This is a genomic window from Nocardia mangyaensis (assembly GCF_001886715.1).
In the GTDB taxonomy this organism is placed as follows: Bacteria; Actinomycetota; Actinomycetes; order Mycobacteriales; family Mycobacteriaceae; genus Nocardia; species Nocardia mangyaensis.
The window spans coordinates 5,740,178-5,756,540 of record NZ_CP018082.1 but is presented as its reverse complement, the minus strand read 5'-3'; the positions used below and the strand labels follow the sequence as shown (position 1 = coordinate 5,756,540).

The 16,363-nt window shown below is 70.1% G+C and carries 13 protein-coding genes; 3 read left to right on the top strand and 10 right to left on the bottom strand.

Annotated features, from left to right (window positions below; genetic code table 11):
* Positions 1–7: 7 nt before the first annotated feature.
* From BOX37_RS26155 to BOX37_RS26135, 5 genes are all read right to left on the bottom strand, one after another.
* Positions 8–1,432, bottom strand: a complete 1,425-nt coding sequence (locus BOX37_RS26155; RefSeq protein WP_071929952.1) for an FAD-binding oxidoreductase — start codon at positions 1,430–1,432, stop codon at positions 8–10.
* A gap of 52 nt (positions 1,433–1,484) precedes the next feature.
* Positions 1,485–2,759: an amidohydrolase family protein gene (locus BOX37_RS26150; RefSeq protein ID WP_071929951.1), complete on the bottom strand. Its 1,275-nt coding sequence runs from the start codon at positions 2,757–2,759 to the stop codon at positions 1,485–1,487.
* 98 nt (positions 2,760–2,857) lie between these two features.
* Positions 2,858–3,073 carry an exodeoxyribonuclease VII small subunit gene (locus tag BOX37_RS26145; RefSeq protein WP_071931892.1) on the bottom strand — a complete coding sequence of 72 codons (216 nt, stop codon included), beginning with the start codon at positions 3,071–3,073 and terminating at the stop codon, positions 2,858–2,860.
* 35 nt (positions 3,074–3,108) lie between these two features.
* Entirely contained in the window at positions 3,109–4,401 is a 1,293-nt protein-coding gene (gene xseA, locus BOX37_RS26140) for an exodeoxyribonuclease VII large subunit (RefSeq protein ID WP_071929950.1), read from the bottom strand.
* Positions 4,402–4,579: 178 nt separating this feature from the next.
* On the bottom strand, positions 4,580–5,194 hold the full coding sequence (locus BOX37_RS26135; RefSeq protein WP_071929949.1) for a lipid droplet-associated protein: 615 nt from the start codon (positions 5,192–5,194) through the stop codon (positions 4,580–4,582).
* Positions 5,195–5,308: 114 nt separating this feature from the next.
* Between BOX37_RS26135 and BOX37_RS26130 the strand changes: the two genes are divergently transcribed.
* Complete coding sequence (locus BOX37_RS26130) at positions 5,309–6,328, top strand: 4-hydroxy-3-methylbut-2-enyl diphosphate reductase (protein WP_071929948.1); 1,020 nt, start codon at positions 5,309–5,311, stop codon at positions 6,326–6,328.
* Positions 6,329–6,398: 70 nt separating this feature from the next.
* Here BOX37_RS26130 and BOX37_RS26125 read toward each other — a convergent pair whose 3' ends face one another.
* A complete protein-coding gene (locus BOX37_RS26125; protein WP_206045717.1) occupies positions 6,399–7,247 on the bottom strand; it encodes a DUF6542 domain-containing protein in 849 nt (282 codons plus the stop codon).
* Between the two features lie 51 nt (positions 7,248–7,298).
* Entirely contained in the window at positions 7,299–8,447 is a 1,149-nt protein-coding gene (locus BOX37_RS26120) for a DNA recombination protein RmuC (RefSeq protein WP_071929946.1), read from the bottom strand.
* Positions 8,448–8,672: 225 nt separating this feature from the next.
* Here BOX37_RS26120 and BOX37_RS26115 point away from each other — a divergent pair, with 225 nt between their 5' ends.
* Together BOX37_RS26115 and BOX37_RS35880 are read left to right on the top strand one after the other, a co-directional pair.
* The gene (locus BOX37_RS26115) at positions 8,673–9,857 is read left to right on the top strand and encodes an exonuclease SbcCD subunit D (protein WP_071929945.1); all 1,185 of its coding nucleotides are present in this window, start codon (positions 8,673–8,675) and stop codon (positions 9,855–9,857) included.
* 31 nt (positions 9,858–9,888) lie between these two features.
* Positions 9,889–13,449 (top strand): AAA family ATPase, encoded by a 3,561-nt coding sequence (locus BOX37_RS35880; RefSeq protein ID WP_071929944.1) that lies wholly within the window; start codon positions 9,889–9,891, stop codon positions 13,447–13,449.
* A 61-nt stretch (positions 13,450–13,510) separates the two neighbouring features.
* On the opposite strand, the gene yczE is transcribed toward BOX37_RS35880, so the two are convergent.
* The 3 genes from yczE to BOX37_RS26095 all read right to left on the bottom strand — a co-directional run bounded on the left by yczE (position 13,511) and on the right by BOX37_RS26095 (position 16,277).
* A complete protein-coding gene (yczE, locus tag BOX37_RS33485; protein WP_084760114.1) occupies positions 13,511–14,131 on the bottom strand; it encodes a membrane protein YczE in 621 nt (206 codons plus the stop codon).
* 127 nt (positions 14,132–14,258) lie between these two features.
* Positions 14,259–14,771: a methylated-DNA--[protein]-cysteine S-methyltransferase gene (locus BOX37_RS26100; protein WP_071929943.1), complete on the bottom strand. Its 513-nt coding sequence runs from the start codon at positions 14,769–14,771 to the stop codon at positions 14,259–14,261.
* Positions 14,772–14,795: 24 nt separating this feature from the next.
* Positions 14,796–16,277, bottom strand: a complete 1,482-nt coding sequence (locus tag BOX37_RS26095) for an AlkA N-terminal domain-containing protein (protein WP_071929942.1) — start codon at positions 16,275–16,277, stop codon at positions 14,796–14,798.
* Positions 16,278–16,363 lie beyond the last annotated feature (86 nt).

Below are 16,363 nucleotides of genomic sequence, written 5' to 3'. Positions count from 1 at the left end.
GCCTTTCTCAGTTGCTCAGTCGGTAGGACCAGCCGCTGTTGGGCAGCGCGGTCGAGGTGGAGACGGTGTCTTCGACGACCACGTCGTCGGCCTTGCCCTGCGCGAGCAGGCCGTAGGGATCGAATTCGCGCTTGAAGGCAGCTTCTTTCGGCCCCCAGGGCTTCATGCCGCTCGCGCCCAGTACCGGGGTGTGGGTGTTGGCGATGAACAATCCGGCCCGCTGCAGCTGCTCGGTGATGGCGGCCAGCTGCTCCTGGCTCTCGAACTCGAACACCGGGGAGCCCTGGCAGGACAGACCACCGTCGATCCGCTTCATCTCCAGGTGCAGCGGGCCGAGTTCACCGAACTCGCGGTGGACGCGCAGGATCGATGCGTACAGGTCCTCCTGCGGGTACAGCGCGAGCAGACCGATGAGCTTCTTGTTGCGCCGCTGGTAGTGCATCATCGAATGCCCCCAGGTGAACTCGTAGAGCGGGGCGCCGTAGCTGCCCTTGCCCTCGAGGCAGCGGTAGCGGATCTGCCCGCCGTTGGCGTGCACCAGGTCCTCCACGTTCGGCACCGACTGCACCGCCGCCATCAGCAGCACCATGGCCTGGCCGTCGGGGATCAGGCCCGCCAGATCGGGGAAGTACTGCGGCAGCGGGTGCGCGTGCGGGGAGACAACCTTCTTGAGCACACCGTCGCTGTGGCAGATGTCGACCGAGAAGCGCGCGGCCTGCTCGAACTCCGGGAACGAGATCACCAGTTCGTGCCATTCCCAGGCCGGCGAGACCGGCAGTTCGACCTCGGTGATGATGCCGTTGGCGCCGTAGGCGTGGTGCACGGTGTTCACATCGCGGCCGCGCAGTTCGATCAGACGCGGATGCTCCTCCACGGTCATCACTTCCAGTGCGGTGATGTTGCCGGTGTCGCGCAGAATGCCCCACTGGCAGCTGCCGATCCCCGCGTGCCCGCCCGCGATGTAGCCACCGATGGTGGCCTGCTGGGCGGTCGAGGGATGCATGCGCAGTTCCCAGCCCGACGGGCGGATCGCGGCGTCGATGTCGGCGACCACGGTGCCGGTCAGTGCCCGCACAGTGCGCGGGAGCTGCCTGCCGCGGTCGCCGTGCCAGCCGACGACGCCCGCGAGGGCGGTCACGTCGATCACCGCGCCGCCGCTGAGCGGCACACCCTGCCCGAACTGCCCGGACCCCGCGCCGCGCACGGTGATCGGGATGCGATGACGCGCGCAGGCCGCGACCGCGGTGCGCAGCTCCTGTTTGCTGCGTGGGGCGATGAAGATCTCGGCATTGCGCCCGCGCAGCAGGTCGCGCAGGACCGGGCTCTGGGCGAACCGGTCCCGGCTTTTGCTGCGCAGCTTTCGCGTGTCGGTGGAATGGTCGATCGGGCCCAGGTCGGTGCGCAGTCGCGCCAGGGCTTCGGTTGGGGACATCTGTTGTACTCCACTGTGATTCGAGGTGGTGCCGGGGTTGTCCGGCGGGTGGTCAGAGCAGGGCGCGCAGGGCGGCGACGCGTTCGGTCACCGCGCCGGCGTCCGCTCGTTCGAAGAGCCCGGTCGAGACGCTGCGGGCGCCGACACGGACATCGGTGATATTGGCCGCGGACAGGGCGAGCACGGTGTGCGCGTAGAGGTCCGGCGCGAGCGGCCCGGTACTGGGGTGCTCGGGATCGATGACGACGAAGTCGGCGAACTTGCCCGGCTCCAGGCTGCCGACGCGATCGGCGACGCCGAGAGCTTCGGCGCTGCCGAGCGTGTGCATCCGCAGGATCTCGCGGCTGCTCAGCACCGCCGCGTTCTGGGCGGCGGCGCGCAGCAGGTACAGCCCCGTGCGCATGTTCTGGAACGGGTCGGCCACGTCGGCGCTGGCCTGCCCGTCCACGCCGAGCCCCACCCGAATGCCCGCGGCCCGGTAGCCGAGGATGTCGGGGATGCCGGAACCGAGTCGGCCGTTGGAGAGCGGATTCCACACCATGGCCGCGCCGCGGGCGCCCGCTCGAGCCACGATCTCGGGTGTCGTGTGGATGAAGTGCGCGAAAACCGTGTCGGGGCCGACGCTTCCGGTCGCCAGCAGCCTGTCGAACTCCGCGCGCTGTCGTTCGGTCGCGGACGGGTCTTCCAGAAAATGCAGGTGCTGACCGATGCCGTACTCGGTCAGCAGCGCTGCTTCGGTGCGCATGTCGGCCTCCGGGAGCGGCCAGGTGGTGTTGTACGAGCGGGCGAGAACGCGCGGATCGTCCACGTCGGCGGTGGTCTGCTGGAACCGCTCGATGCTCGCCAGCCGTTCGGTCGCGGAATCGAGTCGAGAAGAACTGTGCGAGTAGATGGTTCGCTGCGGCAGGTCCAGCGCGGCCCGCCACTGACCGGACGCGCCGTCACCGAAGCTGTGCGTGTGGTTGCAGACGGTGGTGATGCCGTGGCGGAGCAGGTCGGTGCCGCCGTGCACGGTGAAGGCGTACATGTCCGCCTCGGTGAGCAGCGGCCCGTACTTCATGTGCAGCTGCTCGATCCACCCGTAGGTGGAGCAGCCGTCGGCCAGCCCACGCAACACCGACTGCCACAGGTGGCTGTGCGCCGAGACGAATCCCGGTAGAACGAGCTTGCCCGCCAGATCCAGCACCGTCGCACCGGCGGGAATCTCCGGTGAACCGGGGCCGGTCGCGGTGACGACACCGTTCTCGGTGGTGAGAAAGCCCCGATAGGGCTCGGCCCCGTCGTGCACCGGCACGAACAGTCCGTCGACGAAAATCTGCACGGTCACGCTCTCCGTTGATCAATCGATTTACCAACGGTGACAAGCCTGCCGGGGGTGTGTTTCGTCGCCGTAAAGCGTGAATTGCGTTCTGGGAACCCTGAGTACTACTCGGCGGTGTCGAGATCGGCGCGCGAGAGCGCGTCCTCCACCCGGCGCCGGGCACCGGCGAGGTGCTGTTCGCAGCGGGCGGCCAAGGCCTCGCCGCGCTCCCACAGGGCGAGAGAGTCGTCGAGGTCGAGGCCGCCCTGTTCGAGCATCTTGACCACATTGATCAGCTCGTCGCGGGCACGTTCGTAGCCGAAGGCCGCGATCTCGGCCATGGTGTCGGTGTTCTCGGAACCGGCGTCGGCCACGGTCACTTCCTCTTCTCGTCGGTGGTCTTCGGCGTCAGGCGCTGGGTGCCCAGTGCCGCCGCGGAGATCGCGCCGTCGGCGACCCTGATCCGCAACTGGCTGCCCGCGGGCGCGTCCTCGATCGACCGGACGACATGGCGCTGCGGCCCGGCGACACGCTGCACGACAGCGTAACCACGGGCCAGCGTGGCGGCCGGACCCACGGCGGTGAGTTTCTCGCGCAGGTGCTGGGTGGCCGTCGACTCGGTGCGCAGGAAGCGCTCGACATCGCGCTGCGCCGTCGCGCGCAACCGCTCCACCTCGTCGTGGCGATGAGTGAGTTCGCGCAGCGGGTCGGCCAGGACCGGCCGGGAACGCAACTGCGTCAGGGTGTGCGACTCGCGCTCGACCCAGCCACGCAATGCCGCCGCCGAGCGCGCGCGCATCTCGCGGACCCCGGCCAGCTCGGCGGCCGCATCGGGCACGACGCGCTTGGCGGCATCGGTCGGGGTGGCCGCGCGCAAGTCGGCGACCAGATCGAGCAGCGGGTTGTCCGGTTCGTGCCCGATCGCGCTGACCACCGGCGTCCGCGCCGCCGCGACGGCCCGGCACAGTGCCTCATCGGAGAACGGCAGCAGATCCTCGGTGCTGCCGCCGCCGCGGGCGAGCACGATCACCTCCACCTCGTCGTCCCGGTCGAGCTCGGCCAGCGCGGTCAGCATCTGCGGCACTGCCGTCGGCCCCTGCACCGCGGTGTTTCGGATGACGAAACGGACAGCGGGCCAACGATTCTGGGCCACGCTGAGGACATCGCGTTCAGCCGCGCTCGCGCGCCCGGTGATCAACCCGATCGTCGCGGGCAGAAACGGCAACGGTCGCTTGAGCCGCGCGTCGAACAGCCCCTCCGCCGTGAGCAGCTGCTTCAACCGCTCGATCCGCGCCAGCAGCTCACCGACCCCGACCGCGCGGATCTCGGTGACCCGCAACGAGATCGTGCCCCGGCCGGTGAAGAACTGCAGTTTGCCGTAGACGACCACCCGGCTGCCCTCGGTCAACGGGACCGGCAGCCGGCGCAACAGATCGGGATCGCAGGTCAGCGACAGCGACATGTCGGCCGAGGTGTCGCGCAGCACCAGGAACGCCGTGCGGGTACCGGGGCGCAGATTGATCTGGGTGACCTGGCCCTCGACCCAGATGCTGCCGAGGCGTTCGATCCACTGGGCGACCTTCACGGCCACCGAACGCACCGGATACGGCTGCTCCGCAGAATTCGTCGGTGCGCCTGCCTGCGCGGGCGCGGCGCCGTCCTGAGTCATGCCTCAGGTATACGCGGAGGTACCGACACAACCAAAAAGCGGCCGCATCCGGCGCCGTAGGCGCGGATTGCGGCCGCCTCGATACTGGACTGACGGAGAGAAGGAGCGAAGCGACTGAACGGAGGAGGGAAGAATTGAGGCCCCCTGGCCGCAATCCCCGCGGCGCCAGCCGCCAAGATCACTGCGCCTGGACGGTGGCGATGCGGTTGGTCAGCATGGTGACGAAGGGCGCGCGGGCGCGGGTCTGCTGCTCGAAGTCCAGCAGCTGGCCGAGCTCCTCGACGGTCAACATGCGCAGTCGGGCGCGCAGCTGGGCCAGCGTCATCGTCGGGTAGTCGTAGCGGATCGCGACTTCGGGCGCCTCGACTTCCGCCGGTTCCTCGACAGCGGGTTCCTCGACCGGCACCGGTTCGATGACCTCGGACTCGGTCTCGAGCACCAGCAGCGACGCGGGCACGGCCTGGCCGTTGGCCGACTCGGTCGGTGCCGGTTCGGCGAACAGATCGAAGCGACTGGTGTGGCCGTTGGTCGCGGTGGGCGCGTCCTCGACATCCTCGTCGAAGGTGGCCCACTCGGGCTGTTCCGGCGGCGCCGAGCCGAGCCGCTCGAACACCACGTCGCCCTTGAGCGCGAGACTGGTGACGAACTGCTGCAGATGCATGGTCGTCTGCAGCACGCGACTGAGCGCGGTGATCGGGAGATTGACAGCCGCGACAGGTAACCGCCGCGTCTCTTCTAAGGCGTATACGGCAGCACCGGCGGCGACCCGGGCCACGAACGGAGGTCGAAACATGCCTCCAGCCTGCCGTAAACCGCGTGTGATGCAAAGGACCAGCATGCCCGGATGTGACTTTCGCCCCTCGATCCCACCGGATGCGGGCCGCCGCGCGCACGTAAGCTGTGGAACATGACCTCGGCAATTCCCTTGAACGTCGGTATCGCGCGCTCGGCCGGCGCGACTGCTGCCGGTGGCAAGCGCGTGCTGCTGGCCGAGCCGCGCGGCTACTGCGCAGGCGTCGATCGCGCCGTCGAGACCGTGGAGAAGGCGCTGGAGAAGCACGGTGCGCCCATCTACGTGCGCAAAGAGATTGTGCACAACCGCCACGTCGTGGAGACGCTGCGCGAGCGCGGCGTGATCTTCGTCGACGAGACCGACGAGGTGCCAGAGGGCGCGCTCGTCGTGTTCTCCGCGCACGGTGTCGCCCCGACCGTGCACGAGACCGCCGCCGAACGCAATCTGCGCACCATCGACGCCACCTGTCCGCTGGTCACCAAGGTGCACCAGGAGGCCAAGCGCTTCGCCCGTGACGACTACGACATCCTGCTGATCGGCCACGAGGGCCACGAGGAAGTCGAGGGCACCGCCGGTGAGGCGCCCGAGCACGTGCAGCTCGTCGACGGGCCCGACGCGGTGGACAAGGTCTCGGTGCGCGATCCGGCCAAGGTGATCTGGCTGTCGCAGACCACGCTGTCGGTCGACGAGACCATGCAGACGGTCGAGCGGCTGCGCGAGCGCTTCCCGACGCTGCAGGATCCGCCCAGCGACGACATCTGCTACGCCACCTCCAACCGCCAGACCGCGGTCAAGGCGATGGCGCCCGAATGCGATCTGGTGATCGTGGTCGGTTCGCGCAACTCGTCGAACTCGGTGCGCTTGGTCGAGGTGGCGCTCGGCGCCGGTGCGCGGGCGGCATACCTGGTCGACTACGCCCGCGAGGTCGATCTGGCCTGGCTCGACGGTGTCGAGACCATCGGCATCACCTCCGGTGCGTCGGTGCCGGAGATCCTGGTGACCGGTGTGCTCGAGCTGCTGGCCGAGCACGGATTCGGCGAGGTGCAGCCGGTGACGACGGCCAACGAGACACTGGTGTTCTCGTTGCCTCGTGAGCTGCGTGCCGCGCGCCGGGACGCCGCCGCACCGCGCTGACGCCTGGCACGAACCGATCGACAGACGAAGAAGCCCCGTCGCAGCTCGCGGCGGGGATTTTTTCGGTGGCTCAGATGTTGTCGGGTCGGCGCCGTTCGGTGCGGCCGGTATCCCGGTCGCGATAACGCACGTTGGGCTGCGGATGCGGCGGCGCGTCACCGCGACGGCGTGGTGTGCGGGCTGGTTCGGCCTCACGAGCAGCGCCGCCGCGGGCGCGGGGGTCCCTGGTCCGTGCGGCGGGCGCGCGCTTGGGTTCGGCGGGCGCACGCTTGGGCTCTTGGGGCCGGGCGGGGCGGCGGGCCGGGCTGGCCATGTCGACGGCGGTATCGGGATCGTCGAGGACGGCGGTGGCGCGGCGGGGTCGCTTGCGGCCTGCATCGGCGAGATCGCCCGCGGGCGCCGGTCGGCGACGGCTGGTCGGCTTGCGCTCGGTGCGGCGTTCGGTCCTGCGCTCGGCGGTGGGGGGCTTGGCGGTGGCGGGGGCGCGCTTGGCGATCGCGATCCTGGCGCCGCCGATCGCCAGCACCAGCGCGGTCGCCAGCATCATCGTGGGGAAGCGTTCCACCAGCGGGATGATCAGGTTCATCAGCACGTCTTTGATGGACGTGGTCGCACGCCCGCCGAGCATATGGCAGGCCACCGGCACGGCGACGAACAGCAGCAGCGGCGGCAGCACCATGGTGGAGAACAGACCGCGCATCCGCACCGCGCACACGGCGAGCACGCAGCCGAGCACGTACAGTGCCGAAAACGTGCCGGTCGGATAGGTCTCGCCACCGAGCCCGTCGATCAGGAACCCGAGCATCGTCGCGCCGACGGCGAGCAGAACCGCCGCCAGAGCGGGGATGCCGGGGACCGAAGGCACGATCGAGCGTTGCGGCGCGGGCACCCGGGGTCGCGCACGTTGGGAAGCAGCCACACTATGACACTAACCGCACAACTGCCCGTCAGGCGTCGCGGCACGAGGAACTCAGCGGCGATCCTCGGCCTCGGCGAAGGCTACGACGCGCGGTCTGGTGTCGGTCAGCCGGATTGCCGGGAGCTCCTGATCGGCGATGCCGAGATCGTGCATCCGGCGCGCGGTGACCATCACCCGGGACTCCACCGAGCCGACCGTGGCGTTGAAAGCCGCTACGGCCTTACCGAGATTCACGCCCAGGTTGTCCAGGTGCTCGGCCACCTTGCCCACCCTGGTGTAGAGCTCCTTGCCCAATTGCTGCACCGTTGCCATGTCGCGGGACAGCGCTTCCTGGCGCCAGCTGAACGCGACCGTGCGCAGCAGCGCGATCAATGTCGTCGGCGTTGCGAGGATCACGTTCCGGCCGAACGCGTACTCGAGCAGCCCCGCGTCGGTGGTCAAGGCGGCATCGAGGAACGGATCGCCCGGTACGAACAGCACCACGAATTCCGGCGCCGGATCGAAGGCCGCCCAGTACGCCTTGTCCGACAGTTGGTCGACGTGGGCGCGCAACTGCTTGGCGTGGCGGGCCAGCAGCTGACTGCGATGGGCCGGGTCGTCGGTGGTCGCCGCGTCGAGATAGGCCGAGAACGGCACCTTCGCGTCGACCACGATGTGCCTGCCACCGGCGAGTCGCACCACCATGTCGGGCCGCACCGCACCGCGGTCGTCACCGCCCGCCCGGTTCACCTGGGTGTCGAAATCGCAGTGCCGGGTCATCCCGGCCAGCTCGACGACCCGCTCCAGCTGGATCTCCCCCCACCGGCCGCGCACCTGCGGCGCCCGCAAGGCGGCGACCAGCTGCCCGGTCTGATCGGAGAGCCGGTGTGAGGTGCGCTGCATCCCGGCGACCTGTTCGCGCAGCCCCGAGTAGGCATCGATGCGGTGATGCTCGACCTGCCGGATCTGTTGTTCCAACGCGCCGACCGCGTCGCGCAGCGGATCGACCATCGCGCCGATCGCGGCCGAATGCCGACGCGCCGCATCCTCGTTCGCCGCGTGCAACGACTGCTGCAGCAACCGTTGATTGTCCTCGGCCGCGGCCAGTCTGGCCTCGGCCGCGGCGGTGCGTTGCCCGCCGCGGGCGGCATGGCTCAACCAGCCGAGACCGAACCCGGCACCGAAAACCAAGACGAGCGCGACGAGCATCGAAGCGGTCATAGCGGTGATGGTGCCCGAGGGCACCGACAAACTCGCAATCCTCCGGCAACCGGGCGTGGTGCCCGGGCATGTCGCCGCTGTGTTCGATGGCGCCGCGACCGAGGCCCCCTGTGGTCACACTCCGATACCGCCTCCGGGCCCCGCCCGGACGCGGCGCGCCGGAGAATTACACCGATGTAGTGCGTCGATTGAATTCTGTCGGTGCGGTGCCCTACGGTTCGCGGCATGCGGATCCTGCACACCTCCGATTGGCACATCGGGCGCACCTTTCACGGTGTCGACCTGCTGGCGGATCAGGCGCGGGCGCTCGCGGCCATCGCCGAACTCGTCGCCGCCGAATCGGTCGACGTGGTGGTGGTGCCGGGCGACGTCTACGACCGCTCCATTCCCAGCGCCGATGCCATCGCGGTCTGCAATCGTGGTTTCGAGGCGATCCGGGCCGCCGGTGCCACGATCATCGCCACCTCCGGCAATCACGATTCGCCGGCTCGGCTCGGCGCGGGAGCCAGCTTCGCCGCCGCGGGCGGACTGCACCTGTGCACCCGGGTCGCCGACGTGGACCGGCCGGTACTGCTGGCCGATGCCGACGGTGAGGTCGCCTTCTACGGCATCCCCTACCTGGAGCCGGAGATCACCCGTGCCGAACTCGGTGTGCCGCAGGCCCGCTCGCACGCGGAGATCCTCGACGCGGCGATGGTCCGTATCAATGCCGATCGCGGCGCCCGGCCCGGCGGGCGTTCGGTGGTGCTCGCGCATGCCTTCGTCGTCGGGGGCGAGGCCACCGGGTCCGAGCGGTCCATCTCGGTCGGCGGGGTGGAGACGGTGCCCATGTCGGCTTTCGACGGTGTCGACTATGTGGCGCTGGGGCACCTGCATTCGCCGCAGACGCTCGCGGAGTCGGTGCGCTACAGCGGTTCTCCGCTGCCGTACTCCTTCGGCGAGAGCTCGCACCGCAAGGCGGTCTGGATCGTCGACCTCGACGCCACCGGTCTCGCCGCTGTCGAGCGTCGCGACCTACCGCTGGTCCGCGGCTTGAGCAGGCTCACCGGCACGCTCGACGAGCTGCTCACCGGTGCCGAATTCGACGCCGCCGAAGGGCATTACGTGTCGGCCACGCTGACCGACAGCACCCGCCCGGTCGACCCGATGCGTAAGCTGCGCGATCGGTTCCAGCACGCGGTGCACGTGGAATGGGCTCGCCCGGAGGGCAATCCGGAACTGCGCTATCGGGAACGAGTGCACGGCCGCCGTGATGCCGAGGTGGCGGCGAGTTTTCTGAGTGATGTGCGTGGTACGCCGAGCGAGGGGGAGATGGCATGGATGGAGCGAGCACTGGCGGCCGCGGTCAGCGAACCCGATCGACCGGCGACCCCGGAAGCGGCGCCCGAGGCCGCCGAGCTGACGGCATGAATCCCGACGCCGGGTCCGCTGGCGCCGCCGCATGAGGCTGCATCGGCTGGAGATGACCGCGTTCGGTCCGTTCGCCGAGACCACCGTCGTCGACTTCGACGCGCTCGGCTCCGACGGGCTGTTCCTGCTGCACGGGCACACCGGTGCGGGCAAGACGACGGTGCTCGACGCCATCGCGTTCGCCCTCTACGGCAAGGTGCCCGGCGCGCGCGGGGAGAGCAAGCGCCTGCACTCCGACCACGCCGACCCGCAGACGCCGCCCCAAGTGAGCTTGGAGGCCACGCTCGGCGGTCGCAAGCTGCGGTTGACTCGCGTGCCCGAGTTCGAGCGGCCCAAGCGAGACGGGTCGGGCACCCGCACGCTCCAACCCAAAGCGAACCTCACCTGGCTCGACGGCAGCGGCGAGAACCTGTCCAGGATCACCGATATCGGCGACGAGGTGTTGCGCCTGCTCGGCATGAGCGCCGATCAGTTCTTCCAGGTGGTGCTGCTGCCGCAGGGCGATTTCGCCCGTTTCCTGCGCGCCGAGAACGAGGAACGCGAGAAGCTGCTCGAAAAGCTCTTCGACACCCAGCGTTTCGGCACCGCCGAACAGTGGCTGGCCGATCGCCGCCGTGCCGCCGGCACCGCACTCGATACCCACCGGCAGGGCATCGACCGCCTGATCACCAAGGTCGGGATGGCCGCGGGATTCAGCGGCGCGGAATCGGTCGAGGCCAATGACGCCCTCGCCTGGTCACAGGAACTCCTGGCACAGGCCCGCACCGAGCTCGCCGAGGCGAACATCGATGCCGACCTGCGCCAAAAGGAGTCGGCCGAAGCCCGCACCGAGGCCGAGGAACAGCGCCGCATCGCCGACCTGCACACCCGCATGGCCGCCGCCCGAGCCGACCTCGCCGCCCACACCGCCTCGGCTCCCCGCCGCGCCGAGCTGACACACGAACTCGAACAGGCCCGCCGCGCCGAACCCGTCGTCCAAGCCATCGACGAAGCCCGATCCGCGGCCCGCGCCCTCCGCCGCGCCGAGTCGTGCACCCGCAGTGCCGCAAGCCAACTTGCCACCCAACTGAGTGCCCCGGCCGCCGCCGACATCGCCGGTGTCGACCTGCTGACCGTCGTGACCGATGACGAGGAGCCAGATCGCCCATCCCGTCATGAGGCCGACGGACGACTCGGTCATCCGGCTGATCTCGATGCCGCGATCAGTCAGTGGAATGCGCTGCTCGGGGTGCTCGGTGAGGTGCGTGCTGATGCGGCGACCGCTGAGCAGTTGAGCGCGGACCTGGCTGCACACGAGGCCGTGGCGGCGCAGCTGGCCCGGCGAGCCACCGAGTTGGGTCAGCGGCGGACCGAGTTGCCGACCGTGATCGCCGGTGCCCAGGAACAGCTGCGCGAGGCCACCGATGCCGCTGCCGCGCTGCCCGGGCTGCGCAGCGAACTGGCGAAGTGGCAGGACTCGGCGGCAGCAGCGGTCGAATTGTCGAGGCAGCGAACGGCGTTGGACCGGGCGCGGGGCGAATTCGATGCCGCGCGCAGGACGCACCTCGATGCCAGGGAGCGTGTGCTCGATCTGCGCACCCGCCGCTTGGCCGGGATGGCGGCCGAACTCGCGGGTGCGCTGGAAGCGGGCGCGCCGTGCACGGTCTGCGGTTCCGCCGAGCACCCCGACCCCGCGCAACCCACCGACGACGCGGTGTCCAAGGACGCCGAGGACGCCGCCACCGTCGCCGAGCAGGCCGCCGAGTCCGCCCGCGACCGGATCGGCGAGCGCATCGCCGCCATCGACCGTGAGATCGAGTCGCTGACCGCCCGCGGTGGCGACGCCGACCCCGTCACCCTCGCCGACGCCGTCCGCACCGCCACGCACCGCTTCGACGACGCCGCCGACACCGCCGACCGCGCCGCCGCGCTCACCACCCATCTCGACACCCTGCGCGCCGAGGAATCCCAGCTCTACGAGCAGTCCCGCGACCTGGATTCCCGCCGGGGCACCGTCACCGCGAACATCGCCGCCACCCGCGCCCGCCTCGACGAACTCACCCTCCGCCTGCGCACCGCCGCCGGGGCCGACGACACCGTCGAGGCCCGCACCGCCCGCCTCGAATCCCTCATCACCGCCGCCACCACCCTGCGCACCGCCCGCACCGAGGAATCCACCGCCCGCGACGCCGTCCGCCGCATCGCCACCCGCGTGGAAACCCTCGCCCGCACAGCCGGTTTCGTCGCCGAAGGCGTCGAGGTTCCCGCCTCGGCGGCGACAGGCCCGGCGTCCACCGCCGTGCATGCTCTCACCCCCGGCGACACCTCGGACTCGTCGGAAACGGAACCACGCTCCGGTGTGGGCATCGATGCCGAGCCCGCATCAGACGCCACCAGGTACTCCCACCCCGATGCGGCTGCCGCCGAGTCCGTGTCCGACCTGCCTGGGCAGGCCAACGGCTTGCCCGTCGACGAGAACTCGTCGCGGTTCGGCACGGGGTTGGACGTCGCGTCCGGGGCCGCCATGGATCCCGCACCCGGTGTGGCCGTTGGGTCCGGGACCGACGCGGGCAGCGCGCCCACCGAATCCGCGCAGTCCGCTGCCGGTCGACGGGTCGATCGGTCACGGGCGATCCCGGCCGCGCCCGAGATGCCCAGTCTGTTCGACCTTTTCGAGGAAGAGTCCAGCGACGAGGTCTCAGCGGAAGAGGTCGAGCCCGCCGCGCCTCGCGACGACATCGCTGTCCTCACGGCCTATGCCAAAGTTGTCACTGCCGTCGCGCGCAGCGTGCAGCAGCAGGCCGCGATCGACGCCGAACTCACCGCCGCCGATCGGGCGCGCGCGCATGCGGAGACCGTGCTCGCCGAGCCGCAGATCCGGGCGGCGGCCGAGTTGGTGCCCGGGGATCTGGACGAACTGGAACAGCGATTCGCACGGGCGCAGCGTGCGTTGACCGCGGCGGTGGCCGCCCAGTCGGCGGCGGCGGAGCGCGTCGCTCAGCTGGAGCGGTTGGGCGCCCAGCTGTGGGGTGAGGTCGAGCGGATAGCGCCCGAGCAGCGGGCCTTCGACGAACTGGCCGGGCTGGCCGAAGTGGTCGCGGGCCGCGGCGAGAACAATCGCCGGATGTCGCTGCGATCGTATGTGCTGGCCGCGCGGCTCGAGGAGGTCGCGGTGGCGGGTTCGCTGCGGCTGCGTCGGATGTCGGGTGGCCGTTATGAGTTCGTCCACTCGGACAAGGCCGGTCCGCGCGGTCGCCGCGGTGGGCTCGGGCTCGATGTCCGCGACGACTACACCGGCGCCATTCGCTCCGCGAAGACTCTCTCGGGTGGCGAAACCTTCATGGCCTCCCTGGCTTTGGCGCTCGGCTTGGCCGATGTGGTCGCCGCGGAATCCGGCGGCGTCGTGCTGGACACCCTGTTCATCGATGAGGGCTTCGGCAGTCTCGACGCCGACACCCTCGACGCCGTGATGGGCGTACTCGACGAACTCCGCGCGGGCGGCCGTGTCGTCGGCGTGGTCAGCCACGTCGACGAGATGCGCCAGCGCATCCCCAGCCGCCTGCACGTGCTCCGCGGCCGCACCGGCTCCCGGCTCCAGGCCACGGTCGCCTAGAAGGCCCTGCGGGCATCCCGTCCGGCAGAAGGCCCAGGTCCACCATGCGGTCGATCGGTAGCTAGGCCGCTACCGGTTCCGGGTGTGGTGCCGGCGTGAAGCCGGGCAACCACCCGTCGATGTACGGGATCATCAGCTGGATGAGTGGGCCGATGCCGAAGGCGTAGACCAAGGTGCCGATGCCGACGGTGCCGCCGAGGGCCCACCCGGTGGCCAGCACCGAGGCCTCGATCCCGGTGCGGACCGACCAGACGGGCCACCCGGTCCGCGCGACCAGTCCAGTCATCAGTCCATCCCGGGGTCCTGGACCCATCCCCGCACCGATGTAGAGCACGGTCGCGGCCGCGTTGACGACCACCGCCACCACCATGGCGAGCACCTGTATCCACAGCTGCTCCGCGGCCGGGATCAACCACAGTCCGGCATCGACCGCCACCGCGATCACCACCACGTTGCTGATCGTCCCGAGCCCCGGCCGCTGCCGCAGCGGGATCCACGCGAGCAGGACAACGAGCCCGGTCAGCGCGGTCACCATGCCGAAACTCAAGGGCAGGTGTGCCGCGACGCCCTGATGGAAGACGTCCCACGGATCGAGCCCGAGCCCGGCCCGGATCATCACCGCCATCGACATCCCGTACAACCAGAGACCGATGTACAGCGCGAGGAGGCGACGAGTGAGCATGGGTATCAGCATCCGGTCAGCTGGACCGCAGCGGTAGAGCCACTTCTCCAATACTGGACTGATCTTCGGCCTGCTGTCGAGCGGGCGGTGAGCTGTGTCCGGCCTCCCACGCGCAGGCCGTCGCCGGTCAGCCCTCGTGGTCGAGCAACCAGCGCTTGGCGTCCAACCCCCAGCGGAACCCGCCCAGCGCGCCCCCGATCCGCAACACCCGATGGCACGGCACGAACAGCGCTGCCGCATTGCGGGCACACGCACTCGCCGCCGCGCGGGTGGCGGCGGGGCGTCCGGCCAGGCCGGCGAACTCGGTGTAGGTGATGGGCTCGCCCGCGGGCACTTTGCGCAGGACGTCCCACGCGTGCAGAAGGAACTCGCCGGAGTGCTGCCGCACGGGTATCCCGTCGATCGCGGTCAGATCACCCGCGTGGTAGTCGATGATCGCCGTCGTCACCGCGCCGAGCGAATCCCGTTGCCGCAGTTCGCCAGGACGCAGGGTCGGGTGGATGACGCTGGTCAAGGTGGTGACGTCACCGGTCCAGCCCGAGGCGAGCACGGCACCGTCGACATCGACGACCGCGGTGAACGGGCCGATCGGCGTGGTGGCGGTCGCGGTATCGGCGAGGCTGATGGTGGTGTTGGGCATGATGTTTCGCTTCCGGTAGCAGGTTCAGGAAGTGGATACGGGAAAGACGCCGCGGTGTTCGAGCGCGGTCTTCCACAGGTGCATGGACAGATAGGAGCGCCACGGCGCCCACCGTTCGGTGCGGGCCAGGTCGATCCCCGCGTGCGCCGCGCCCTGGCGAACCACCAGGTCGGTGCCGAGCAGAATGTCGGGATCGGCGAGTGACCGCATGGTGACGTAGTCCGCCGTCCACGGCCCGACCCCGTCCAGCGCGAGCAGATCCCGCCGCAGGTCAGCGGCGGTGCGACCCGAGTGCAACACCAGCTCCCCCTCGGCGATCGCCCGTGCCGCGGCCACGATGGCCGCGACCCGACGCGCGGGCCCGGTGAGCACATCGGCCCCGTGCTCGGCGACCGCCGCGGGAGTCGGAAACAATCGCGGCACCGGCCCCTCGATCCGCTCGCCGAGCGCATTCACCAGCCGCGCGGTATGCGTCGCCGCCGCCTGCACCGAAATCTGCTGACCGATCATGGTGCGCAACAACAACTCCGGCCCATCCAGACACCCCGGCACCCGAATCCCGGGCGTGAACCCGGTACCGCCCGACGCCTGTCCGATCCCCAACGCCTCATCGATCCCGTGCGGATCGGCGTCCAGGTCGAGCAGGTGCCGCACCCGCGCCACCGTCGGCGCCAGATCGCGCATGTCCCGCAGCGCCAGCTCGGCCCGGACATGGCCGGGTTGAGAGGACAACCGGATCGTCGCGTGTCCGTGTGGCGTGCGCAGACTGCGTGTGTAGCTGCCGTCCGCCCAGGTCTCCATGCCGGGCACGGTGTGCGCGGACAGGAACCAGGCCAGCCAACCGGTGTCGAGTGGTTCGCGGTAGGGCAGGCGCAAGGTCAGCAGGCCCGAGGTGGCGGGGGAGACGACATCGGCGCGGGGGGAGCGGTGGGATTCGCTGCGCATGGTCGACGGGCTCACCGCGAATACCTCGCGGACGGTGTCGTTGAACTGGCGAATGCTGGCGAAGCCCGCCGCGAACGCGATGTCCGACATCGGCATCTCGGTGGTCTGGATGAGCAGCCGCGCGGTGTGCGCGCGATGGGCCCTGGCCAGTGCGAGCGGGCCCGCGCCGAGTTCGGTGGTGAGCACCCTGGTCAGCTGGCGCTGTGAATACCCGAGCGTCGAGGCCAGCGCGGGCACCCCGCCGCGTTCGATCACCCCGTCGCCGATCAGTCGCATGGCGCGGGCGGCGAGGTCGGCCCGCACATTCCACAGCGGTGAGCCGGGCGCCGCATCGGGCAGGCACCGTCGGCAGGCCCGATACCCGGCCTGCTGCGCCGCCGCGGCAGTCGGCAGGAACGACACATTCGCCCGCTTGGGCGTGATCGCCGGGCACGACGGCCGGCAGTAGATACCGGTGGTGCGCACCGCGGTGAAGAACTGCCCGTCGAAGCGGGAGTCCCTGGTGGAGACCGCGCGGTAGCAGCGCTCGAAGTCCAAAGCCGTGATGGTCACGTCCTCCACACTGGCAGCCCACCGAACCCGGCGCTAGCGGAAATCGGCCACTGCCGTCAGGCGTCGTGGTTGCGGAGGTCCCCCGCCGACGGTCC